This is a genomic window from Sphingomonas mangrovi, assembly GCF_047975845.1.
Classification (GTDB): Bacteria; Pseudomonadota; Alphaproteobacteria; order Sphingomonadales; family Sphingomonadaceae; genus Sphingomonas.
The window spans coordinates 24032-47878 of record NZ_JBIUCZ010000002.1 but is presented as its reverse complement, the minus strand read 5'-3'; the positions used below and the strand labels follow the sequence as shown (position 1 = coordinate 47878).

Here is a 23847-nt window from a genome sequence, read left to right as displayed (position 1 = left end):
GGTGGGAAAGCTGCGCTTCGGGAAGAACCCAGCACCGGTGCCCGCCGAGGCGCGAGCGGCGCTGCGCTAGGCACGCCGTGTGAGATCGATACAGAACCGAGTGCCTTCGACGAGTATCACCGGCGACTGCTGGACAGCCTCGCGAAGATCGTGGTCAATGGCTTGGGGTTGCGTGGGAGGGTACCGGACCGCTTTCGGCGCCGGATGGGGCTCTTCCGCCCCGGCGCCGACCGATGAGATGCGCCGGTCCAATGCCGTTGAGCCATTTCGAAATCCATCGCGCATCCGGTTCGTTTTTTGCGTCCGATCGTCTGGACTTGCTTCGAACTGCTCAGCAGGATGACGCAAGGGGGAGAGATCGATGGCCACCAGTTCGATTCCGCAAGCCGATATCGAAACCACGTCGGTATTCCAGAGCGATCTTCCGATCGCGGAGAAGCTCGACCGTGCCCGGATGGAGCTTCTCGACCTGTCCGCCCGCAACCGGTTGCTCAACATGCCGCGCTCGTCGAAGAGTGCACGATCGATCGAGGTTGTCGACGAGCGGAGTTCCGAGGTGTTCCGCCTCTTGGTCCGCGAGGGCAAGGTTTTCACCTTCGTCGCCGGCAAGGCGGCGCGACAGGGCGATGAGATCGAGAGCTCCGAGGTCGAGATGGACGAGATCGTCGATCTCGCCCAGCCGGAGGACGACGTTGCGGACGATCGCGGCGTGTTCAGCCGGCATGCCGACACCCGGCTCCAGACCCGGTTGACGCCGAAAGGGCTGCAGAAGCGCCTGCTCGAACTCTATTTCGACGCGCGCACGCTGGAGGAGGAGCAGGGCGTCAACATCCTGTACCTGACCTTGGGGGCGCTGAGATGGATCGATCCCGCGAATGCGGCGAACGTCCGCTTCGCGCCGCTGCTGCTCGTACCCGTCTCGCTGGAACGCGGAAACGCCGGCGAGAAGTTCAAGCTGCGCGCCCGACCCGAGGAATTCGCTTCCAACCTCTCTCTCGAGGCCTACCTCGACCGCGTTCACGGCATCCGTCTGCCGGCATTCGAGCCGAGTGAGGGCTTGGATCCCATCGGCTACATGGACGAGGTCGCCGATGCGATAGAAGCGAAATCCGATTGGACGGTGCATCACGACGACATCGCGCTCGGGTTCTTCTCCTTCGCCAAGTTCCTGATGTACCGTGATCTGGACCCGGCGAACTGGCCGCGGGAGATGCGCATCAGCGAACGTCCGTTGATCCGCGGACTGCTCGCAGACGGGTTCGACGGCGCCGAGGGAATGATACCCGAGGATGCCAGGATCGATCCCTTCATTCCACCGGCCGACATGCTGCACATCGTCGACAGCGACAGCAGCCAGGCGCTCGCGGTGCACGAGGTCCGTCGCGGGCGCGACATGGTGATCCAGGGCCCTCCCGGTACCGGCAAGAGCCAGACGATCGCGAACATCGTCGCCGCCGCCGTCGCCGACGGCAGGACGGTCCTCTTCGTCGCCGAGAAGATGGCGGCGCTCGAGGTCGTCAAGCGGCGGCTCGACGCCACGGGCGTGGGAGACGCATGTCTCGAACTGCACAGCAACAAGGCTAACAAGCGCGCTCTGCTCGATGAGTTGCGCCGGACGTGGGAGCTCGGTGCGCCTAAGGGAGGCGACCCCGGGACCCTGCACGCGCGGTTGACCGACGCTCGTGACCGCCTGAACGATCACGCCGCGCGAATGCACCGACCGCACCCCGACAGCGGCCTTACGCCGTACCAGGTCATCGGGCAGTTGGTCAGGCTCCGTCTGGATGGCGAACAGCCGAACGACGTGGCGTTGGAAGCGCCCGCATCATGGTCCATGGATGCGTATGCGGAGCGGCACGGCGTCCTCTCGGAGCTTGTCGAAAGGGTCGAGGCGATCGGGCGCCCGGACGATCACGTCTGGCGGGGCGTTGGGCTGGCGGGCGTCACTCCGATGGAGACCGAGCGCTTCCTCGCCCGCTTCGCGGCGTTGGAGCCGCGGCTGGAGCGCCTGGAGGCCGATGCGACGGTGCTCGCCACCAAGATGGAGCAGGAGCCGCCGACCGGTTCTGCCGCCATCGGCGACCTGATCCGGCTGGCTGCACGCCTGGAAGGAGCACCTACGCTCGCGCCAGATGCCCTCGGATCGACGGCGTGGGACGAGCGCTTCGCTGAGATCGTCTCGCTTCTCCACGAAGGTGAGCGGCATGCGCTGCTGAGGGAGAAGCTGGCGCCGCACTTCGTCGAAGCGGCATGGAAGACCGACGTGGAGGGTCATCGCGCTACGCTGGCGCGGCTACCCGCGTCGTTCTCGCCCGACGCCTTCCGGCGCCTTTCCGAACTGTCGGACAGGCTGCCCCGCCTGCGGGACGAGGCCGAGGGGCTCGCGCGGTCCATGGGGCGCGAGCCGCCGGGCACCTTCGTGGATGTCCGGCGCCTCCTGGCCATCGGCGAGCGGGTGGTGGCGGCTCCGGACGCCAGCCCGGAAGCCTTCGCGGCCGATCTATGGGACAGCGGGGTGGAGCGGGCCGCCGATCTGACGCAGGCCGTCGAGCGTCTCGAGGGCGCTCGTGCGGTGATCGGGACGGGATTGTCCGACGCGGCCTGGTCGATGGATCTCGCGGCTACGCGTGCGACGCTCGCCTCCCACGGCACCGGCGTGTTCAGGTTCCTGAGCGGGGAGTGGCGCAAGGCGAACCGCCTCGTACGGACCGTCCTTTCAGACCCGAGCCAGCCGCTCGATATGACCCTCGCCCAGCTCGACGCCCTCGCTCAGGGGCAGGCCGCCAAGCGCGTCATCGAGAATGACGAGGCCTTTGGCCGTAGCGCCTTCGGTGGCGATTGGCGTGGCGACCGCAGTTCGTCGACGTCGCTCACTACACTCGTCGAATGGATGCGGTCGCTGAAGGGGTTGGGTGCCGAACCGCGCATCGTAGCCGCCAACCGTCCGGACAGGGACGTGATCTCGGCCCGAATGATCCGCGTGGATGCGCTGCTGAACGAGGTTTTGCCGCTCGTCGAGCTCCTGTGGGACGAGCTTCCGTCCCGCGACCTGCTGTTCGGACATGCACCCACGGCTATGCGTGCCGACACGTCGCCTCTGATCGATGTGATCGCGGAGTTTCACCATGCCGATCGTGCGACGGCCGCCATCGCCGCCGAGGTTCCTGCGGATCTGTCGATCCGTCTGGCGGCGTTGGGTGACCTCGCGGAGGGTCAGCGACTGGCGACGGTGCTGTTGGTCGGTGCACCCTTGGGTGCCGAGGTCTTTGGCGAAGAGTGGCGTGGCGAGGCGTCGGACTGGGCGGCGCTTCGCACCGTCTCGACATGGATCGACGGCAACCGGGACATCCGTCTGCTTGCCTCGCGGATAGCGGACCGCAAGGCGCTGGCACGGGATGCCGGGGTCCTCGAACGCGACGACGCGGCCTTTGCGAGCGATCTCGAATGTCTCCTGGGCGACCTTCGCATGGACGTGTCCGCCGGACTCGGGGCGGCGGATGCGCGGGCCGCTTCCTTCACGTTGCTGCGTGAGCGCATCGGTGAGTGGTCGAGCGGCGGGGAGCAGTTGTCGAACTGGGTCGCATACCGCGATCGCGCCGATCGGGCTCGCGTGCTGGGCTGCGCCGACATCGTCGCCCGACTGGAGGACGGCCGACTCCGGACGGTTGCGGTCATCCCTGCGTTCGAGATGGCGTACTTCGAGGCCGTGCATGCCGATCTGGTCCGACGGGATCCAGAGATCGGTCGCTTCGATGGTACGCTCCACGGTAGGCTCGCGCGCGAGTTCGCGGACCTCGACCGGCAGCGCATCGCGTCCGCCAGCGTCGAGGTGGTGCGCGCGCACCACGGTCGCGTCCCGTCACGCGACGGCGGTGCCGTGGGGCCGCTCGGCACGTTGCGTGCCGAGATGCAGAAGAAGCGCGGGCACATGCCGATCCGCAGGCTGATGGAGAAGGCGGGACCCGCCGTGCAGGCGCTAAAGCCCGTCTTCATGATGAGCCCGCTATCGGTGGCGCAGTTCCTGGCACCCGGCGCCTTCGAATTCGATCTACTTGTCATGGACGAGGCGAGCCAGATCCAGCCGGTCGACGCGCTTGGCGCCGTCGCGCGCGCCAAGCAGGTGGTCGTGGTCGGCGATCCGAAGCAGCTGCCGCCTACCGCCTTCTTCTCGAAGATGACCGGGAACGGCGACGAGACGGAGGACGACGATGGCGGCCGGGTGGGCGACATCGAGAGCATCCTGGGGTTGTTCACGGCGCGGGGCCTGCCGATGCGGATGCTGCGCTGGCATTACCGAAGCCGTCACCAGTCGCTGATCGCGGTCAGTAACCGGCAGTTCTACGAGAGCAAGCTCTTCATCGTTCCGAGCCCGTACACCGCCGAGGCGGGCATGGGCCTGCGTTTTCACCACATCCCGCAGGGTCTGTTCGACGCAGGTGGCACCCGTACGAACCAGGTCGAGGCGAGAATCGTGGCCCAGGCCATCGTGGCGCATGCCAGGCAGCATCCGGAGCTGTCGCTCGGTGTCGCTGCATTCTCGGCGGCGCAGCGACGCGCCATCCTGGATCAGCTGGAGGTGCTGCGCCGGGCGTTGCCGCCCGAGACCGAGGCGTTCTTCCAGGCGCATCATGCCGAGCCGTTCTTCGTCAAGAACCTGGAGAACGTGCAGGGCGACGAGCGGGACGTCATCCTCATCTCGGTAGGATACGGGCCGACGACGCCAGGCGGACGGGTGCCGATGCGCTTCGGGCCGCTGGGATCGGAGGGGGGCGAACGCCGCCTGAACGTCCTGATCAGCCGCGCCAAGCAGCGGTGCGAGGTCTTTGCTTCGATGACCGACGAGGACATCGATCCGGACTTCGCTCAGACCCGCAAGGGCGTCTTCGCCTTCCGCCTCTTCCTGCACTTCGCCCGCACCGGCCGGATGACCATGGCCGAGAGCACGGGTCGCGACCACGACAGCGTGTTCGAAGAGCAGGTCGCAAAGGCGCTGCAGTCACGTGGCTACCAGGTCCACAGGCAGGTGGGCCTCGCCGGATTCTTTATCGACCTTGCCGTAGCGGACGCAGAACGGCCGGGCAGGTATCTACTCGGCATCGAATGCGACGGCGCGTCCTATCACGACGCACGTTCCGCGCGCGACCGCGATCGGCTTCGGCAATCCGTGCTGGAGAGCCATGGCTGGACCATCCATCGCGTCTGGAGCACCGATTGGTTCCAGCGGCCGAACGAGCAGCTCGACCTGATCGTCGCCCGGATCGAAGCGGCCAAGGCGGAGCAGGATGCAGAGGCGAGCAAGCGCGATTTCCGGGCGGTGCCGCTGGAGATCCTTAGCGTCGAACGTGAGGATGGGACGGAGATCGGGCTCGCCCGCGCGGACGAACCCGTGGGTTTCGCGCGCTCGAACCTGTACGTGGAGGCGGCGCTGAGCAGACCTCCCCATGCCGTGATGGAACTGCACGAGGTGCCGACCGGGACGTTGGCAGCGCTGGTCGAGGAGGCGGTGCGCGTCGAGGGACCAGTCCACATCGATGAGGTCGTGGAACGGATTCGGTCGGCATGGGGCTTGAAGCGTGCGGGTGGGCGCATCCAGCAGGCGATCGCCGCTGCTGTACAAGCGGCGATCGGAGCGGGTGATGTGGAGCGTACAGGCTCGTTCCTGTCGTCCATCGGAGGCGCTGTGGTCGTCCGTGACCGGAGCGCCACGGCCTCGTCGACGCTGCGTCGTGCCGATCGACTTCCGCCGGCGGAGATCGCGGTTGCGATCGTCGAAGTCGTGCGGGTCAACCTGGGCGCGACCCGAGATCAGATCCTGCAGGCGGTATCGAGGGCGTTCGGCATCAAGGCCACCAGTGCGGCGGTTCGCGAAGTTATCGAAGGCGAGATCGACCGTGCTTCGTCGAGTGGTGAGCTTGTCATGCAGGGTGGGATGTTCGTCCTGGGACAGCAGACGAACACACCTCCGTCAGCAAGCTGATCAAGGCGGCCTCCACGATAGTGATGTCGGTAGACACCCGCACTAGACGGCGAATGCGAGCGCGTCGTTCCGGTCCTCGAGGAACATCGGCTATGTGGCCGGCGCACAGCAGTTCGACGCGGTTGCCCTGAGGCGATGCTGCCGTGGAAAGCTAGGACGGGTCCAGCGACGTCGCCGCTACGATCGTGCGAAATTCGCCGAGGATCTCGGGATGCCGCGACTCCAGATACGCGGCAATGTTGGCGTTGCCGATCAGTCGTCCGAGGTAGCGTGAGGCAAGGACGAGTTGCAGGACGTCGTCACCGAACGTCGCTTCGATACCGCGATAATCCTTGCTCAGCTTCTCGAGTTCACGTTCCATTCTGGCCATCTGCTCGGGCGTGACACCGGCTATGACCTTGGGCCGGTCGGGCTTGACCAGATCGTCCTGCCGGGTCGCTGCGAGGATCGCCTTGGCGTAGCTGAGGGTGAAGTTGTTCATCGATGCCATCAGTTCGGCCGTCTCCACCTGCCGATAGTCCTTCATCCGACGCAAGGTATCGAAGATATGTGGGTTGACCGATCTGTCCTTGAGGATCTCGACCGCATCGGCAGCTATGCCATCCAGCAGGTTGCGCCGGCGGATGACCACCTTTTCGTCGAGACCGAGCGCCGCAGCGATCATGGCCGCTGGCACGCCGCGGTCGATGGCGCGGGCGATCATGTAGTGCTCCTGCACTGTGGCGAGCCGGTTGACACGCTTGTTGTAGGTGAAGGCCTCGTCGTCGTCCGAGACGATGCAGGATGCGGTTTCCGCATTACGAGTCTCAAGGGCGTGTAGTCTGAGGTGACCGTCGAGCAGCATGTGTCGACCGTCCTTGTCCGCCCTGGTCACGATCAGGGGCTCGATCACGCCTATCTCGCCGATGGAACTGACGATACGAGCGTAGCGTCGTGAATCGGTGATGCGCTTCGTCATCGGCCTGAGTGGCAGGATCGCGGCGATCGGAAGCTGAAGGACTTCACGTTCGAACGAGATGCGGACGTCGATCGCTGCATCACGCATCGGGCACTCCCAATCGCTCGGCGATCGGTTGCGGCAGGCTTGCCAATCGCTCCGCCCGCAGGAGGGTCACGAAGTGATCCTCCGCCAGCAGCTTCGACATGGCACCCACGATGAAGGTCAGGCGGTCCTGTGTGAGCCGGGCCTTCCGCACGAGCAGCTTCTGCCGTTCGACCTCCTTCTGGTAGGCGCGGATCAGCCCGGAAGCGGTCGGTCTCTGACCTCGCTTCTCGCCTTGTCGGATCGATTTGATGCCCTTGCCCATCATGTTGCGCTCGTCGACGATCCGCCGGATGGCGACGATCTGGTCGCCGGGAAGCTCGCCGCTCTCATAGGCTTCGGTCAGCGCCTTCTGCACATCTCCGTCCTTCGCGCGGGCGATCTCCGTGGCGATGGTGTGGGGGATGACGCCGCGCTCCACCGCGTTGAGCAACCGCTCCTCGCCCTTCTCGAGAAGGAAGTTGATCGTCCATACGTATTCCGGACTTAAGCCGATCTTCTCGGCGATCTCGGTGTTGGTGTAGCCCCGCTGGCGCAATGCACCGACTTCCCGGATGAGCTCCAAGGGCGTCTGGTTCCGACGCGCCATGTTCTCGACGAGGCTCATCACGAAGCATTCCTCACGCGTCGCGTCGATCACCATGGCAGGAATGTGGGTTTCGCCGAGCCGGAGGAAGGCCTCCATCCGTCCCTGGCCGCAGACCAGTTCGTAGCCATTTCTGCCCGGTGCGCGCCGGACGGTGATCGGGCGCTTGAGGCCGATCAGTCGAATGCTTTCGACCATCTCCTCGAATATCCGCTTGTTGCGGCTGCGAGGGTTGAGGACTTCGATCGAGGTAATGGGGATCGTGACGATCTCGGGCGTTGCGGCGGCCGGGCTCTCCGTCACAGGGCATGCTCCAGCGAATGACGGCGCAGCAGATGGTATAGAGGATCGAGGTCGTCGGTGCGGTAGGCGTCGAGATCCAAGCCGTTGTCCTCGCCCATCCCAACTTTGCCTCGGGCACCGACGTCGATCCATGGCAGAAGGTAAAGGTCGCGGACCGTGGCGTTGTCGGGTTCTAGCCTGACTACGACGGTGATGTCCGGGCATAGACCGGCATCGAGACGTACGCGCCATCGCAGGCTGCCGGCGGGTGTCGACTGGCAACGGCAGATGACGATGGCCAGCGTCACCTCGCGGTTGACGACCAGGAGGTCGGTGGTCTCGTCCACCACGACCTCGCCACCGATGGCTTCTATCCCGGCGATGGTTCTGGCCACCACGTCCGGGTGCATCACCCGCAGCTGGCGGTTCGTCTCGACGTAGCGGTAGTCGCGGGCCGGCTGGTAGCCGATCAGCTGATAGGCGCGCAGCAGGCTGCCGAAGCGGCTGCGGTAGGCCGCCGACGACGGCATGTCCTCGACCTCGTCGATGATCATCCCGGACAGGGTGCCGTAGGAGCCGAGCAGATCGGCCAGCATGCGGAGGAGATCATCGTCGGTGAGCCGGCGCGCGCGTTCCGTGAGGATGACTTGCGCGGCGTCGAACAATGCCGGATCGACGATCGCCTCGAATGCCCCGTCGCTCCGCACCCACATGTCGGGCGTATTCACGATGCGCTTCTTCTTGAGCTTGAAGGAGACGCGGTTGTAGACGTTGTTGCCGATGTACTTCTCGTTGCAGAGGATCTGTCGGACGACTGCGCGGGACCACGACTTGCCCGCGTCGGTGAGCTTGCCTTCGCCGTTCAGGATGGTGGCGATTTCCCGCTCGGAACGGCGATCGACGACGAACAGCCGATAGATGCGGCGGACGGTTTCCACTTCCTCGTCCGGTCCCGGCACGAGAATGACGCGATCGGTCTGAAGGCTTTTGTGTTCGCCCCGGGCGAGCGGCGCCTTCGGCTCGTTGGCCTCGTTGACGAGGAAGCGGCGAAGGCCGTAGCCGGCAGGTCCGCCCTGCCGGTAGCCCAGCGTTATCAAACGGCACTGGCCCGTGAACACCTTGCTGGAGAGTTCGCGGCTGTATTCGCCCGCCATCACCCGCTTGATGCTCTTAATGACGCTGGACGGAAGGCTGCCGTCGTTGTCGAACTGCTCGGCGCAGTAGTGGACGTTGATGCCATGGTCGCGGCAGATGAACTCGTAGTAGGCGCTCTCGTCGGCATCCTGGAAGCGGCCCCAACGGCTGATGTCGTAGACCAGCACGGCTTCGTAATCTGCGCTGCCGGCCTGAACGTCGGCGATCAGGCGGCGAAGCGAGTCGCGTCCGGCGATGTTCAGCCCGCTGCGGCCCTCGTCAGCGTACGTTCGGATGATCTCGAAGTTGCGCCGTGCAGCGTAGGCGGCGATGATCTCCGCCTGGTTCTCTGTCGAATAGCGCTGGTGATCGGTCGACATCCGCACATACTGGGCGGCGCGTACCGGTCCTGATGCTCCTGCCTGCACCATCTTCCCCGACATCTATCGCGAGCACTTCATAGAACTCGTTCAAGTCGCTTCCGTCTACCGATGGGAGGACGGAATGTCGTTTTCGAGGAATGACCGAAAAGTTCGCGTCGAACGTGGAAAGGAGTTTCCCATCCATCCGGGTGCCGACACCGAAGCGGCCTTCGCCTCCGTGATCGCCGACGCTCTGCGGCGGGATTTCGGCGCCACTCCGACCTACGTGAAGCATATCGCCAGACTGACCGGCGCGAACACGCGGACGGTGCAGAATTGGTTACAGGCGAAAAATGGTCCCAGCGGCGCGGGGCTGGTGGTGCTCATGCGGCATTCGGACGAGGTGACGGCGGCCGTGCTCACGCTCGCGGATCGCGAGGATCTGCGGGAGGGCGCTGTCGCCGGAATGAAGGTGGCGGAGCTGCGGAAGGCGATCCTGGAGGTGCTATTGCACCTCCCAGAAAATTGATCCGCTACCTTCCGGCAAGATTATCGCAGCGCGCCGGATTCGCGTTCGGTCAGGCGATCGCGAGCCGTAAGATCGTAGAACGCCACGTCCTGAAAGCCGCCTGCCGCCACAAAGTCGGCAAGGCTCTCCGTCGCCAGTGCCCACGGTCTGCCTGGAACGCGAAAGAGGGATGCGGGAGGCGTGAAGCCATCTCGCCAGACAATGTGCGGCGCAGGATCGCCCGGTCCCGCGCCTTCGAAGAGCCAGACGTGATCCTCCTCGCCATCTCCGTTCCTGAACGGAAAGAAGTCGGCAGGCTCCGATCGCTCGATGTCCATGGGATTGGCGAACGTGAGCAGGTTGAGCAGGCGGTAGCCTGCGGCCTGCACAGCCGGCGGACACTCGTCGCAATCCACCTCGATGAGCTGCACTGACGACGCATCCAACTCCAGTGCCGCAACCAGCCGAGCGGATGCGAACAGCTCTCCCCAGAAGATGAGGTCGGGCGCGAAATCGGGCTCAGTGCATTGTAGACGGGGCCGAGGCAGCGACGAGAGGTCGACGCCCCTGACCTGACCGAGGCCGAAACCGTCTTCGTCGAGTACCGAGCCCCCAGCCTGGATGGCATCGGCGTATTGCGCGCGGTTGACCCATGCGAACGCGGGCGGATCGCGATCTACGAGGCGGTTGAGACGCTCTCCCGCCGCGATTGAAGGACCCATGTTCCAGAGGTTCGTCATGTTCTTCAGCCTACCCGTGGATGCCATAGCGCCCGATTACGTATCAGCTCGCGTCTGAACCGCATGGCGATCGAAGCTAGAGTCGCTTTGACGCCTGAGGCACCGAGCGCGGCACCTGGCGCGGCGAGTGGAGCGAGAGCGGCGGAAACGGCGGCGTTGTAGGTCGGGTGCGCGCCTCCGTGCATCGGTCGGACGCCCGAGTTGGGCGGGCCGACGTAGGCGGCTTGGTTGGCCGGCAGCGCGATGAGGTTCTCGGTTGAGTCCATACGTCAGCCCGAGGCGGCAATCGCCTGCTGCACGGACCGAGGCAACGCAGCCACGGACGCGAACGGCACCAGATGATGTGCGACCCAGCTTCTGTTCGATTGAATGCCGAGAAGGGCTCTCGCCCTCGTACTGGAGGCGCTGAGCGCGGGGCTCACCGACGAGGTGCGCTCCGAGATCTGGATGGGTGGATTCACGACGGCGCCGGATAGCGACTGGTCGAGCACGATCTCCACTGCCCGCTGCGCCGCCGGGTCGCCGCGCGATGCCAGGAACACCGTTCCGGGGTTGTCGCGTTCGTACCGCCCGAGAGCCTGCGCGAAGCGTTCGTTGACGCCCTTGGCATCACCGGCGTTGGGCAGCTTCCAGAAGAAGCGGGGGATCATCGGCGCCATATTGCGCGCCCAGACATAGGCATACGCCGACAACACATGCGAAGCTTGATTTCGGTCTAGGTTTAAGCGGGCGATCGCAGCCTCCACCTGGTCCCGGGCTCTCATCTGCGTGAAATGCTGTAGAAGCGCTGAAGCGGTATAGACGACGTTGCCGATCCGGACGCTCGATCCCGGTGTGGCTGCTCGCGCCTGCGCGGAGGTGAGTGGCGCGGTTCCCGCCGCCAAATACGAACTCCCGGGCCAAGCGGCGCCCGACGCGAGGATACGCGCCTGAGCCGAGCTTCCCGTCATGCTCTCCAGGATTGCCATGGAAGTCGAGACATCCGAAGGCAGTGAGGCTTTGCCGGAGCGGGCGGTCCCAAGGCTCATGACGAGTCCTTCCGTGATCAACGATTGGATCGAAGCTATCATGCGATCAGGCACGGGCATAGCGCCGGCGTCCGGTAGGAGAGCGTTCGATGCGGCGTCCTCAGGGAGCCTGTGCCGCCTCCTCTCTTACTTGGTCAGCATGAGCCCCGTAGCTAAAGCCTCTTCCAACAGCCTTGTGGCACGTCTTATCGCTGACCAGAACCTGGTAATGACGTCCGCATAAAGCCGAGGCGGGAATGACGTTCGAAAAGAATCCGCACGCGAACTTTGCCGGATTGATCGTGTTAACACTCTCCGCGTAGAGCGGGTCTGTTCGCCATCAGGCGGACCGAGGCGTCAGAACCTCGTCAGTAAGTAGCCGAACGCCCGGCCCGAACTAGTTTCGGCCGGGGAGCGGGCGTGCATGTCCAGGGCTCTTTTTGGGGCCTAAAGACGCTCGCGCCTGTCTTACTGCAGGTTCTGAATCCCCGGCTTTCGGGCCGGCACCGCCTCGTTTTCTACATGGGGCGGTGCCGCCGGCTGGGATCAGCCTGTCGGCACCGACGCGAACGGGGGTTCGAGCGTGGGTGCATACGACGGTTGCCGCAGCAGGCGGCTTGCCATCATCAGAAATTCGACGGCGGCGACGGTCGCGTTGCTCCTCGCCGGGTGCGGTGGAGGCGGCGGTGGCGTAAACAGCCCCGGCGGTACCGCGCCGCCGACCGGCACGCCCGCGCCGACCCCGCCTGCGACCCCGACACCGGCGCCATCTCCCGCGCCTTCACCGCCGCCGACGGCTGCCGACAGCGCCGAGTACAAGGCGTCCGCCGCCGTCGTCAGCGCGAAGGCCGCCTATGCCTATGATCGCGGCATCACCGGCAAGGGCGTCACGATCGCAATCATCGACAGCGGCATCGCCCGCTCGTCGCCCGAGTTCGCCGGCCGCATCTCCTCGGACAGCACCGGCTTCGAGCAGCGCATCGCCCGCTGCGCCACCTGTCCGGGCGAGACGGTGCCGCCCTTCGCCATCGACGACAACGATGGCCACGGCAGCAGGGTCGCCTCGATAGCCGCGGCGGCGCGCAACGGCACGGGCATGCAGGGGCTCGCACCGGACGCGACCATTCTCGCGCTCAAGGTGACGGGACCGGATCTGGACGGCGTGACCGCGGGCAGCACGACGCCGATCCGCGAAGGTACGCAGCCGAACGCGGGCCTGATCGCACCGGCACTGCGCGAGTCCGTCGCCAAGGGCGCGTTCGTGACGGTGGTGTCGCTGAACGGCTTCGCCGGCGGGCAGGTCGCGGCCGAACAGCGCTCGGCGATGGATGCGTTTCGCGCCGCCGACCGGCTGCTGGTCGAGTCCGTCGCGAACGAGACGGGCAAGGACAGCTTCGCCGGCCAGTTCGCCGAGAACCTCGTCGGCAGCGACCGCGCGAATGCCGACTGGTTCCTGTTCGCGATCGGAGTGGATGCGAACGGCAATCCGCGCCCGGCCAACGGCAACGCAGGCGTGCTCGCCGACCGCATGATCGCGGCGGTGGGGGTGGACGTGCAGGTCGTCGACAAGGACGGAAGCATCACCACCGTCACCGGCAACAGCTTTGCGGCGCCCGCGGTCGGCGGGGCGGCGGCGCTGCTCAAGCAGTATTGGCCGCAGCTCGGCGGCAAGGCGATCGCCCGCATCCTGCTCGATACCGCCACCGATCTGGGCACCCCCGGCGTCGATCCGATCTACGGCGCAGGCCTGCTCAACGTCGAGAAGGCGATGCAGGCACAGGCGCCGGCATCCTCGTTCGCAGCGGCTCAGGCGGTGCTGGCCCGCTACGCCTCGCTCGACGTCTCCGCGCCCTTCGGCGGATCCGCCACGGCATCGAGGATCGCGAAGGCGGCCGGCAGCATGACGGTGTTCGACCGCTACGGCCGCGACTTCGCCATGACGGCGCCGACCGGCATCCGCACACGGTCCTCGGGACTGTTGGCGGGCGGCATGACCGGGTCGATCGATCCGTTGCCATCCCGCCGCTGGTCGGCGAGCGAGGCGCGGCTGGGCCTTGCCGGTCAGGACATGGTCGGTCCGTGGCAGGCTGCGACGGCGAACCGGCCCGCAATAGCCAGCTTCTCGCCTGCACAGGGCCAGACGGTGACGATCGGCGCGAACACGGCCGTGGGCGGCAGCGGCTTCTCCCTCGCCGGTTCCGCTCTGCGTAGCGTGGTCGGTCAGCCAGTCGGTCTGTGGTCGTCGTGGAGCGGCGGCGGCTGGTCGGCGTCCTTCTCGTCAGGATCGTCGCGCGACCGCAGCGCGGACCTGCGCGGCGTCTCCTTTTCCACGCCGATCGGCATCGGCCTGGAGCTGACCGATCTCGCCGAAGACGGCCGCGTGCTGGGGTTCGGCGGCGGCATGGCCGCGTCGGGCCTGCGTGGCGGCCGGACCATGCTCGCCACCGTCGTCGCACGCCGTACCCTGGCAGGCGTGGCGCTGACCGCACGGGCGACCACCGGCAGCACCAGCGTCGATCGCGACGGCGATGGCTTGCTTCGCTTCGATGGTCGCATCGTCAGCACCGCCTTCGCGGTCGAGGGTGCGCGGCCGTTGCTCGGTGGGCTAGCGACCCTCGGCTTGTCGTCGCCGCTGCGCGTCGAGCGGGCGCGGGCGTCGCTGGTGGTGCCGGTCGCGTACGATCTGATGTCGAACGTGCTGGTCGAGGAGCGACGGAGTTTCGACTTGTCACCGACCGCGCGTGAGCTCGACCTCGAACTCGGCTGGTCGACCGCTCTGGCGTCTTCCTCGACGCTGAGGGTCGGTGTCGCCCGCGCCTTTGACGCCGGCCACGTGCGCGGCGCCTCCGACGTCGCCGCCTTCTTCAACCTCGTCGTCCGCTGAACCGCAAGGGAGCACCCATGCCAAGAACCACGTCCATGTCCGCCGTCGTCCTGCTCCTCGCCGCTGCCGGCGGCTTGAGCGGGTGCGGCGATACCAAGGCCCCGAGCAAGGAGGTGTTCGCGGCCGCGCTCGAGCCCATTGTCCGCGACGTCTTCTGCAATCCCATCGATGTGATGCGGTACGAGGTCGAGGGCGAGGCCGGCGACGCGGTCTTCCCGGTCGTCACGTCGCCGAAGCGCGGATTGGCGGGACCCGGTTCGGACGGTCGGTCCATGGCGATGCTGGATGCTGCCGCCAGCGTGGGGCTGGTGACGCGGACGGAAGTCGAGAAGCCGGCGAGGTGGAAGGGCAGCGATCGTCCGTTCGAACGCCAGCGGCTGATCGCCTATGCGCCGACCGACAAGGGCGTGCCGTACTTCCGCGCCGTCGCGCGCCGGGCGACGAAGGGCGCCGTGACGGTGCCGTCGTTCTGCCTGGCGAAGGGCGAGGTGGTCGACGTGGTGCGCTGGACCGAGCCGACCGACTTCGCCGGTCGTCGGGTGTCGCAGGTCACCTACACCTATCACGGCGTAGATCCGATCCCGGTAATGCCACCGGCGGAACAGGCGCGCATGGCCGAGCCCAAGGAGGCGACGATGCCATTCGAGCTGCAGAGCGACGGCTGGCGGCCGATGCCGCGCTGAACTCCGGACATTCCCAGTCAATGCTGCCGGCGTGGGCCGTCGGCGAAGGAAGGAACACGACCATGAAGATGCCCTTCACCGTCGCGCACGGTACCGTGCTCATGCTGGCCCTGGGATCGGCCGCTCCCGTCGCGGCGCAGGCGCGTGCCGACTCGCCTGCTGCGAAGCTGATCCACCGCCTCCTTCCGGGCGGCCCGCGCTGGGCGTCGGTCAGCACGTTCGACGTCGCCGGCGTGAAGCTGGGTATGACGCCGGAGGAGACGCGGACCGCACTGAAGGCGCAAGGCTTCACGCCTCCCGCGATCGATCCGACCCAGGACTCCTGGGCGTCGGTGGTCTCCAGACGCGTCGCCGAGCGTATACCCGGGAAGGTGGACGAAACCAGGGTGCCCATGTTCACCCGTGCGAGCGGACCGCAGGGGGAGCAGGTCGAGGTCTGGTACACCGCCACCCGGGAAGGTGCGCGTGCCACCTCGATCGAATACACGATGCCGACGAACCGCATGGAACGGGCGGCGTTCGCCGCCAGCGTTGCCGCCAAGTACGGTCGACCGACCGCGGAGGATCCGGTGCATGGCCTCTACTGCACCAAGGGCGAAGGCAGCTGCCTGACCTATCAGAACAAGATGCTTCCGCATCTGCTGACCGAAAGCGACTACTCGGTGTATTCGGTCAAGCTGATGGAAGGCACGCGCTATGGCGACGAGCTCAAGGCTCAGACGGCTGCGGCGGTCGAGGCGGCGGCGCCCGAGAATGCGAAGGCCTCGTTCTGATGGCGAGCGGCCCATCCGCGAGGCCGGCAACGCCTTCGAGGCCATGCGGCGGAACCATCCGAACCGTTGTGACGGTGCGTTCTCGCGCGATCTGGCCGGTGGTGCTGGCAATGGCCTTGGCGTGTCCGCCAACGGCGGTTGACGCAAGGAAGACGGCTTCGGCCGCATCGTTGCTGCCGTTGGAGCCTATGAGCTACGCCGACGCCGAGCGTGCCGGTGCCGTGGGCACCGGCTGCACGTGGCGGAGCGGATCTGATCGCAAGGCGCGTCTGTCGATGGCGGACGATCGGGCCGCGGTCAGGCGGGACGGCGTAATCGTCGCGTTGAAACCGGCTGTGGGCGCGCAGGCGCTCTTCTTCACGTACGATCGCTGGGCCGGCGGAGGGATCAGCATCCTTGTCCGCGACAGCGGCAAGGTCGTGCGGCGTGGTCACGAGTTCACCGAAACCGTCGCCCAACTTTATATTGTCAAAAATGGACGGATGCAGCCTTTCTTGGGCTGGCTGAATTGCGGTACGTGAACGCCGTGGCCAAGCCTGTGAAGGCGATCAGCGCTACAGCGGATGCCCTGCCGTGGCCTATGATGTCATAGGCTGAATTCGCTCCTACGATATTCGATGCTCGCCAAACCGGTCCTGCTCTACTGTGCCTAGCTAGAGCCTCCAGAGGCATAGACGGGGTTTTGTCAGGCCTGGGCTGGTAAAGGTATGATCGGTAAGGACTTGTGTAAGCGTCCGGTCACCTCCGTCGGGCGGGGAAGCGGTCGGCCGGCAGTCTGCTTAATTACAGCCGCAGGAAAGGGCGCTACGATCTCGACGAGGGGAGCTGCGAGTGGTCGATCAGGTGATTGTGCGGCGCACGTTCAAAGTTGATGGACGCGATGCCGAGTGCCGTTTTCTGAGACCGGAAGAGGATGGTGGGAGCTTCTTCTGCCGATATGAGATTGACTGGCCTGAGGGCGCCAAGGGTCACAGGGCTGGCGGTGTCGACGAAGTGCAGGCCCTCTTGCTCGCCATGATGGGCGCACACGCAAATCTGTTAGCTGCGCGGAACATGGACGGGCGGAATGTTGAATGGCTGGACGGGCAAAGCCTCGGAATGCCCATCGCGCGATCCATCCGAGACTGGGATCCCGAGAACGAAATGTGACGCCGGCTAGCAGCCGCCTTCTACCACTTCAGGCATTTGCGCCGGTGCCGCCTGCGTCCAGTTCCACGGCAGCAACTCGTCAAGCCGGTTGATCGGGTGACCTTGCCCGACGCGGTGGAGCACGTCAGCGAGCCAGTGCTGCGGGTTGACGCCGTTGAGCTTGGCGGTTTCGAGCAGGCTGTACATGGCGGCAGCGCGCTCCCCGCCGCAGTCGGCACCGGCGAACATCCAATTCTTCCTGCCGACGGCGATGCCGCGCAGCGCGTTCTCGGCGAGATTGTTGTCGATCTCGAGCCGGCCATCTCCGGTGTAGGCGAGCAGCGCCGGCTTGAGCCGGACCGCATAGCGCAGCGCCTCCGCCAGCGGCGTCCGCGCCGACACCTGACCCAGCACATTGTCGGCCCAGGCGAAGAAGTCGAGCGCAGTCAGCTTTGACAGCTTGCGTGCCTTGCGCCGGTCGTCATGCGGGTCCTGCACAATGCCGCGCTCGACCTCGTACAGGTCGCGGATCATGCGCAGCCCCTCGGCCGCAACCGAGCTTGGGTCGGCCTGGAAGACGTCGTGGAGCTTGCGCCGGGCATGCGCCCAGCAGGCGACCGGTGTGATGGGGCCAGGCTTGCGGTCCGGGTCGTAGAGCCGCTCGAACCCGGCATAGGCATCGGCCTGCAGGAAGCCGGTGAACGCCTTCAGATGCTCGCGCGGGTGCTCGCCCTTGCGGTCGGGGCTGTAGCGGAACAATGCAGCGGGCTTGTCGCTCGGCCGCCATCGCCGGTTGTCGCGCAGGTACACCCATAACCGCCCGGTCGCGGTCTTGCCGGTGCCGGGCGCCAGCACCGGGACGGGCGTATCGTCGGCGTGGAGCTTGGGGCTGGCCATCACGTGGTCGGCAATGCGGTCGACCAGCGGCTGGAGCAGCCAGCTGACCTGGCCCAGCCAGTCGGCCAGCGTCGAGCGGCTGAGGTCGACGCCCTCACGGGCGTAGATTTGCGATTGGCGGTAAAGCGGCAGGTGGTCCGCGAACTTGGACACGACCACATGCGCCAGCAGTCCTGGCCCGGCTCGCCCGCGCGGAACCGGCAGCGCCGGTGCCGCCGCCTGCGAGATCGCGTCGCAGCGCTGGCAGGCGAGCTTGGGGCGGACATGGCGGACAACCTGGAAGCGGGCCGGCACATACTCCAGCACCTCGGTCACGTCCTCGCCCAGCGTCGACATCGTGCCGCCGCAGGCGGTGCAACCGTCCGCTCCCGGCGCGGGGTGGATGACCTCCTGACGCGGCAGGTGCGCGGGCAGCGGTTCGCGTCGGGGCTTGCGGCCGGGTGCCTGGGGCGTGTCGGCCAACACATCGCCCTCGACCACGCAGGTGGCATGGGCGTGCTCGGCTTCCAGGTCCTCCAGCGTCAGCTCTAGCTGGTCGGCGAGCAGCGTCAGCTGCTCGGACGACTGGCCGAACTTCATGCGGCGCAACCGAGCGAGCTGCCCCTTGAGCTTCTCGATCTGGAGCGTGGTGAGCCTGACCGCGTTCTTCGCCGTGTCGAGCTGCTCGCGGGTAGTTTGATGAGCGGTGCGCTCGGCTTCCAGCGCCTGTTCCGAGGCGGCGAGCCGGGCCTGCATGGCGGCGAGCAGCGCCCGCACATCGTCAGGGTTTCCCGGTATATCTATCCCGCCCGGCGACATGGTCCTGTGTACCAGACGGGCGACTCGCACCCAAGCGGAATGCACGCTTTTCTGCGGCTTTCCCGCCTACATCTGCACCGGCAGGCGGGATGCCGGAGGGGCCACGGTGCGGCGCCAGTCCATTGCCTCGACGAGCAGCGCGAACTGTGCCGGTGTCAGCACCACGCCGCCCTCGACCAGCGGTGGCCAGACGAAGCGGTGCCGCTCCAGCCGCTTGGCGAACAGGCACAGGCCGGTGCCGTCCCAGTGCAGCGCCTTGAGGTAGCTGCCGCTCCGGCTGCGGAACAGGAAGACGTGGCCGGCATAGGGCTCGACCGCGAACAGCGGCCGCACCAGCGCCGCCAGCCCGTCGAAGCCCAGCCGCATGCTGACCGGCTTGCTGGCGAGATAGACCTTGGTACCGGGCGCCAGTGAGATCACGACGCTTCCCTCAAGGCCCGCAGCACGCGCGCCAGCGCCTTCTCGTTGACGTAGCTGTCGACCGACAGGCGAACGCCGCTGGCCAAGTCGATGTCGATGCCACCCGGCCGGCCGCCCGGATGCGGGCGGACCAGGTCGTCAGGGGCTGGCGTGGCCTCGCGGGCAGGTGCGGCGCTCTTGCGCTCGACTGGCATTGCGAGCGCCACGACCGGTTCGGGCGGAGCAGCGTCCGCAACCACGCCGTAGGGGATGAACTGTAACGGTTCGCTGGCGATGCGCTCCGCCTCTCGGCGCGTCTTACGCCAGCCGTGGATGAGACTGGCCGAGATGCCCAGCCGGCGCGACACGCCGACCACCGTGGCGCCGGGCTCATCACACTGCGCCAGCACCGCCGCGCGCTCCTCGTCCGAATACCGCCGGCGACGCTCAACCCGCGTGATGACCTCCATGCGCCCCATCCGCACTCTCCTTACGAAGTGCGAAAGGACACTCCCGAGAGCCGACCACCTCGCGCAGCTACGCCGCGCCAGCAACACGCGTCAGACCGGACGCTTACGGACTTGTCAGCCTCTTCAGGCATCACCCTATCGCTTTAGTTCGAGACTTTCGACCTTTTGCAATCCGTCGACTCGGACGTGGGTTCATCGGCAGTTCTTTCATAGATGCGTTGCGCAGCGCCCTGCGTTCACCATATGATCGCGATACGTTCGGGAGATGGGCATGTCGAAGACGGTCACCGACAATCAGCGGAACGGTGAGCTCGGCGAGACCAAGGTCAAGGCCCGGGTCTTGGAACTGGGCCACATCTTCGAAGGGCGCGGGCGTCTGGAGACGGGCATCGACGGCACGATCGAGTTTCGGAATCCCGTTACCGGGCGCATGACCGGTCGTACGGTCGCGGTGCAGGTAAAGACCCGCGTCGATCGGGCCTATGATGGCGAAACGGAAAGGGGCTTCCGCTATCTGATGAGGCCCGAGGACGTCGGCTACTGGCGGCAGAGCAGCCTCCCCGTGGTGCTTGTCCTTCTGCGACTGTCGGACAACAGTTTCTACTGGAAGGAGGTGGCCGACTGCGTCGCTGGAAACGAACGCCTGCTGGAATTCGACAAGGCCGTGGATCGTCTCGACGCCGAAGCGATGGACCGACTTGCGGCGCTCTCGGTCCGACGCGGCAGGATGGGCGTATTCGTGCCGCCAATGAGGACGGGGGAACGAGCCCATCTCAATCTCATCCGTATCGCCATGCCGGAAGAGATCTACGTCGGCGAATCGCCTTTCGCGTCGGGGCGGCAGGCTGTTCCTCATCTGCTTGCGACCGACGAGAGACGTTTCGACTGGGTAATCCGCGACCGCCGCTTCGTATCCTTCAGAGATCCGCGCGGCACCGGGATGGAGGCGATCGTGGATCCGGATACGGTCCATGCGGTCGATACCGAGCTGGTGTCGGACACCGACGATCATGACGATGAGATCGTGATGATAGAATTGCTCCGTCGAACGATGGACGAGCAGTTCTCTAACGATCTCGCTTGGGAGAAGAACGCCCGCGCCTTCTTCTTCAGGGCCATCGAGCGGTTCGCACCGCGTCGGTATGAATATCGATCGCTGAAAGATCCGACCTCGGCAATGGTCGTGCAGGTCTACATGGACAAGAAGAAGGTCGAGATGGTGAGGAGCGTCCGGCACCATGCATTCTCGCCGAGGTTCGAGCGGATCGGCTCCGTTTGGTTCCTGTCGATCTCGCCCACGTTCGTGTTCACCGAGGACGGCTTCAAGCCGCACCGCTTCGCCGCCGATCTCCTCGCAGGAAAGAAGCGACTGGACCGCAACGGGTCGATCAGAGGTCAATTCTTTCTATTCCGCTTCCTCCTGAGCGGCGGAACGCTTGCGCCCATGGCCGAGACGGATCTGTTCGGCGCGCCTCCGCCACTGCCTCCGGGACCCGACCGCGTATTGGGCTTCGAGCCGGTCGAGGCCATCGAGATGGACGTGGCTGTGCCCGAGGACGCCTGGGCGAAGGACGATCCTAACGCTGCTGCGATGCGGACGGACGGCGATGAGGGTCTCTTTGCAGTAGGGAGGACAGCATGAAGTTCGCCACTCGCTGCATCGCCGAGCCCAACCTGGAGTTCGGCGATGGCGGGCTGTTCATCGATCCTCGGATCGGACTGATCCGACACGGTCCCCTGCAGCCCAAGACAGGAGACGTGGTCAGGGTCGGCGTCGTGGGTACCAGCGAAACGGTGGAGGGAGTCGCCGGCTATCTGGAACGCGCGATGGTCGGCATCGAAGGGGCGGGCGATCGGCTAGGCAACCTGGCACCGTCGTTCCCTGGGCTGGGCAACGACAACCCTTTCCGCTGTCGGTTCGAAGTCGCGGAGGGCGGGAAGTCGACGATCCTCGCGTCCGACGTGAAGCGCATCGCCAACATCCGGAAGCATGCCGAGGCGGTGCGTGAAGGCGTGGATCTACTCGCAGATCAGGCCCGCGTCCTGCTTGAGGGCAGCTCCCGCCCGGACGTGATCCTGTACGCCCTGCCCAAGCCCATCATCGAGAAGGTCGTGAATGCGCGTGGAGGACAGTCCGAGGAAGACAACGACGACGATGGGGCGGCCGACGAGCCGGAAGCACGGGCCGAGCTGAACTTCCGCGACCTGCTCAAGGCACGCTCCCTTGGGCTTGCGGTACCAAGCCAGGTGGTATGGCCTTCGACATGGGACGATGATTTCAAGCTGTCCCGGAAGTTGAAGGGGACTGAGAGAAGGGTGCAGGATCCGGCGACCCGCGCCTGGAACCTGCTCAACGGCTTGTTCTACAAGGCAGGCAGGGTGCCCTGGCGGCTTCCCCAGTCAGCCGATTGGACGACAAGCTATCTCGGCATCGGCTTCTATTGGGACCTTGACGGGCATCGTCTCTGGACGAGCACGGCTCAGATGTTCGACGATCGCGGCAAGGGGTTGATCCTCCGTGGCGCGCGTGCGCGAACCGATCGGCCGGGGAAGCATCCCTATCTCACCCGGGAAGACGCTTATGATCTCGTGAAGCGGTCGCTAGAATCCTACTTCGGCCATCACCGCCACATGCCTGCTCGGATCGTGCTGATGAAGACGTCACGATTCGAGAAAGGAGAGGCCGAGGGCTTCGCCGAAGCCATCGCTGAAATGCGGGTCGCGATGAGCGACATGGTTTGGGTGTCCGAAGCGAGTCATGTCTCGTTGATGCGCGAGGGAGATTATCCGCCGCTGCGAGGCAGCTTCGTCCAAGTCGGCGAGAATGGACTGCTTTACACTCGTGGCAGCGTTCCATACTATGGCACCTATCCCGGTATGAGGGTGCCTTCCTCGCTGCAGTTGCGCCCATATGAATGCGAAACGCCGCTTGCGGACATTGCTTCCGAGATCATGGCCCTCACGAAGCTCAACTGGAACTCGACGCAGTTCGACGGCAAGCTCCCGATTCCGATCCGAGCGGCGCGTGAGGTAGGGCGTGTGTTGAAGCACGTCAGCTACGGAGAGAGAGACCAGACTGACTTTAGATATTATACCTAGCCTGAGATGCGTGCACGACTTCCTTCAACCCGTTTAGAAAAGTGGTGAAGCCCCCGGGGCTTGAGATACCGGTCATGTTCAAAGTAAAGGCCGAGACCGTCCCTGACGGTATCTTGAACGTCTCGAACTTCTTCCAGCTTCCGCACAGTTCGTTTCCGTTAGTGGACGGGTAAATCAACGCAGCCTTGGCCGATCCGGCCGCTAGCATGAAGGCGAGGATTTCATAGCGGTCGGTAGAAGACACGGTGGTCCGCGATTGATCAGCACGACCTTTGTATTTCGCGTCGATCACGAGATCGCCGGATGCAGCGGCTATCATTGCATCAGGCTGCACCAGTATATCTACTTCGTTGTCGCCGCGGCGAAGGGTTCCGAGTTCAAGTCGGGGCTGGAGACGAACTGCCGCTCCCCCAAGACCAAGGACGAGAGATCTTTCGATGAGCGCTTCCCAAGTCCGCCAGGTACTGACCGAAAACCCGAGGGTGCTGAGACTGCCGCTCTGAGGAGACAGACTGTTCCCACCTAGGATCGCGAGTGCCAGCTCCAAAGCAGTTTGCCACTTCGCAAGTCGTGAAGGCAAGCGATGCATGACTCTCAAAGGTTCATGCGTTTGCGGTCCGAAACGGGAGATCTGAGCCGTCAACATCGCCCGCGTCTCCAGACGTCGGACATGCGGCAGGAGCACGCGGCATGCTGAAGACAGCGTGGAAGCGTATTCGTTGTCGAAAGTCAGTCTGTAGCCGGTCTGCGTCCATCCCTCGTCTTCGGGAATGAGCATGTCATCCGGATCAATGTCTTCATCGGGCTCGAAAGATGTGAAGGTGACGCGACGGCGAATGCGAAGCGGGGAGCGGGCATTACGCGCTACGAGTTCCAGAAGAACTCGGGCTGCAAGTTCGGCAAGTGCGTTTTCTTCTCCCATCCCCGCTGCGATCGAATGCAGGGCATCTAGGCGGCCAAAGGTGGTGAAGAGACTCAGGAAGAGCAGGTCGCTTGCCCAGTTTACTCCATCGCAGGCGTATTTGGGAATGATCTGCAGGTCCACGCTGGGGTGCAGGGATACTACACCCGCAACGTC

Annotated in this window: 19 protein-coding genes; 9 read left to right on the top strand and 10 right to left on the bottom strand. The window is 65.3% G+C overall.

The window, feature by feature from the left end; genetic code table 11:
- Positions 1-66 precede the first annotated feature (66 nt).
- Positions 67-369 (bottom strand): hypothetical protein, encoded by a 303-nt coding sequence (locus ACBY01_RS01560; protein ID WP_416459002.1) that lies wholly within the window; start codon positions 367-369, stop codon positions 67-69.
- Here ACBY01_RS01560 and ACBY01_RS01555 point away from each other — a divergent pair.
- Positions 362-5977 carry a DUF3320 domain-containing protein gene (locus ACBY01_RS01555; protein WP_416459000.1) on the top strand — a complete coding sequence of 1872 codons (5616 nt, stop codon included), beginning with the start codon at positions 362-364 and terminating at the stop codon, positions 5975-5977. The genes ACBY01_RS01560 and ACBY01_RS01555 overlap by 8 nt on opposite strands.
- Before the next feature lie 151 nt (positions 5978-6128).
- Here the strand turns inward: ACBY01_RS01555 and ACBY01_RS01550 are convergent, their stop codons facing one another.
- The 3 genes from ACBY01_RS01550 to ACBY01_RS01540 are packed head-to-tail and all read right to left on the bottom strand — an operon-like array spanning position 6129 to position 9452.
- Positions 6129-7022 carry a plasmid partitioning protein RepB C-terminal domain-containing protein gene (locus ACBY01_RS01550; RefSeq protein WP_416458999.1) on the bottom strand — a complete coding sequence of 298 codons (894 nt, stop codon included), beginning with the start codon at positions 7020-7022 and terminating at the stop codon, positions 6129-6131.
- On the bottom strand, positions 7015-7908 hold the full coding sequence (locus ACBY01_RS01545; protein ID WP_416458997.1) for a plasmid partitioning protein RepB C-terminal domain-containing protein: 894 nt from the start codon (positions 7906-7908) through the stop codon (positions 7015-7017). Before ACBY01_RS01545 ends, ACBY01_RS01550 begins: the two co-directional genes overlap by 8 nt.
- Positions 7905-9452 carry a recombinase family protein gene (locus ACBY01_RS01540; protein WP_416458995.1) on the bottom strand — a complete coding sequence of 516 codons (1548 nt, stop codon included), beginning with the start codon at positions 9450-9452 and terminating at the stop codon, positions 7905-7907. The genes ACBY01_RS01545 and ACBY01_RS01540 overlap by 4 nt, the downstream gene beginning before the upstream one ends.
- 73 nt (positions 9453-9525) lie before the next feature.
- Between ACBY01_RS01540 and ACBY01_RS01535 the strand changes: the two genes are divergently transcribed.
- Complete coding sequence (locus ACBY01_RS01535) at positions 9526-9912, top strand: hypothetical protein (protein ID WP_416458994.1); 387 nt, start codon at positions 9526-9528, stop codon at positions 9910-9912.
- 20 nt (positions 9913-9932) lie between these two features.
- On the opposite strand, the gene ACBY01_RS01530 is transcribed toward ACBY01_RS01535, so the two are convergent.
- Positions 9933-10631 carry a hypothetical protein gene (locus ACBY01_RS01530; RefSeq protein WP_416458992.1) on the bottom strand — a complete coding sequence of 233 codons (699 nt, stop codon included), beginning with the start codon at positions 10629-10631 and terminating at the stop codon, positions 9933-9935.
- A 269-nt stretch (positions 10632-10900) separates the two neighbouring features.
- Positions 10901-11659 carry a hypothetical protein gene (locus ACBY01_RS01525; protein WP_416458991.1) on the bottom strand — a complete coding sequence of 253 codons (759 nt, stop codon included), beginning with the start codon at positions 11657-11659 and terminating at the stop codon, positions 10901-10903.
- A gap of 634 nt (positions 11660-12293) precedes the next feature.
- Between ACBY01_RS01525 and ACBY01_RS01520 the strand changes: the two genes are divergently transcribed.
- The 5 genes from ACBY01_RS01520 to ACBY01_RS01500 all read left to right on the top strand — a co-directional run bounded on the left by ACBY01_RS01520 (position 12294) and on the right by ACBY01_RS01500 (position 17127).
- Positions 12294-14522, top strand: a complete 2229-nt coding sequence (locus tag ACBY01_RS01520) for a S8 family serine peptidase (RefSeq protein WP_416458990.1) — start codon at positions 12294-12296, stop codon at positions 14520-14522.
- A 35-nt stretch (positions 14523-14557) separates the two neighbouring features.
- On the top strand, positions 14558-15205 hold the full coding sequence (locus ACBY01_RS01515; protein ID WP_416458989.1) for a hypothetical protein: 648 nt from the start codon (positions 14558-14560) through the stop codon (positions 15203-15205).
- A 62-nt stretch (positions 15206-15267) separates the two neighbouring features.
- Positions 15268-15978, top strand: a complete 711-nt coding sequence (locus tag ACBY01_RS01510; RefSeq protein ID WP_416458988.1) for a hypothetical protein — start codon at positions 15268-15270, stop codon at positions 15976-15978.
- 188 nt (positions 15979-16166) lie between these two features.
- Positions 16167-16499, top strand: a complete 333-nt coding sequence (locus tag ACBY01_RS01505) for a hypothetical protein (protein ID WP_416458987.1) — start codon at positions 16167-16169, stop codon at positions 16497-16499.
- Between the two features lie 310 nt (positions 16500-16809).
- Complete coding sequence (locus tag ACBY01_RS01500) at positions 16810-17127, top strand: DUF6968 family protein (RefSeq protein WP_416458986.1); 318 nt, start codon at positions 16810-16812, stop codon at positions 17125-17127.
- 6 nt (positions 17128-17133) lie between these two features.
- Here the strand turns inward: ACBY01_RS01500 and tnpC are convergent, their stop codons facing one another.
- From tnpC to tnpA, 3 genes are all read right to left on the bottom strand, one after another.
- Entirely contained in the window at positions 17134-18801 is a 1668-nt protein-coding gene (gene tnpC, locus ACBY01_RS01495) for an IS66 family transposase (protein WP_416459201.1), read from the bottom strand.
- A 66-nt stretch (positions 18802-18867) separates the two neighbouring features.
- Entirely contained in the window at positions 18868-19221 is a 354-nt protein-coding gene (gene tnpB, locus ACBY01_RS01490) for an IS66 family insertion sequence element accessory protein TnpB (RefSeq protein ID WP_416458985.1), read from the bottom strand.
- Positions 19218-19679, bottom strand: coding sequence for an IS66-like element accessory protein TnpA (tnpA, locus tag ACBY01_RS01485; RefSeq protein WP_066760229.1), 462 nt, complete (start codon positions 19677-19679; stop codon positions 19218-19220). The genes tnpB and tnpA overlap by 4 nt, the downstream gene beginning before the upstream one ends.
- A 262-nt stretch (positions 19680-19941) precedes the next feature.
- On the opposite strand from tnpA, the gene ACBY01_RS01480 reads away from it, so the two are divergent.
- Positions 19942-21312, top strand: a complete 1371-nt coding sequence (locus tag ACBY01_RS01480; protein ID WP_416458984.1) for a DUF4365 domain-containing protein — start codon at positions 19942-19944, stop codon at positions 21310-21312.
- A complete protein-coding gene (locus tag ACBY01_RS01475) occupies positions 21309-22769 on the top strand; it encodes an argonaute/piwi family protein (RefSeq protein ID WP_416458983.1) in 1461 nt (486 codons plus the stop codon). The genes ACBY01_RS01480 and ACBY01_RS01475 overlap by 4 nt, the downstream gene beginning before the upstream one ends.
- Here the strand turns inward: ACBY01_RS01475 and ACBY01_RS01470 are convergent.
- On the bottom strand, positions 22753-23814 hold the full coding sequence (locus ACBY01_RS01470) for a 5-methylcytosine restriction system specificity protein McrC (protein ID WP_416458982.1): 1062 nt from the start codon (positions 23812-23814) through the stop codon (positions 22753-22755). The genes ACBY01_RS01475 and ACBY01_RS01470 overlap by 17 nt on opposite strands.
- Between the last annotated feature and the right edge of the window lie 33 nt (positions 23815-23847).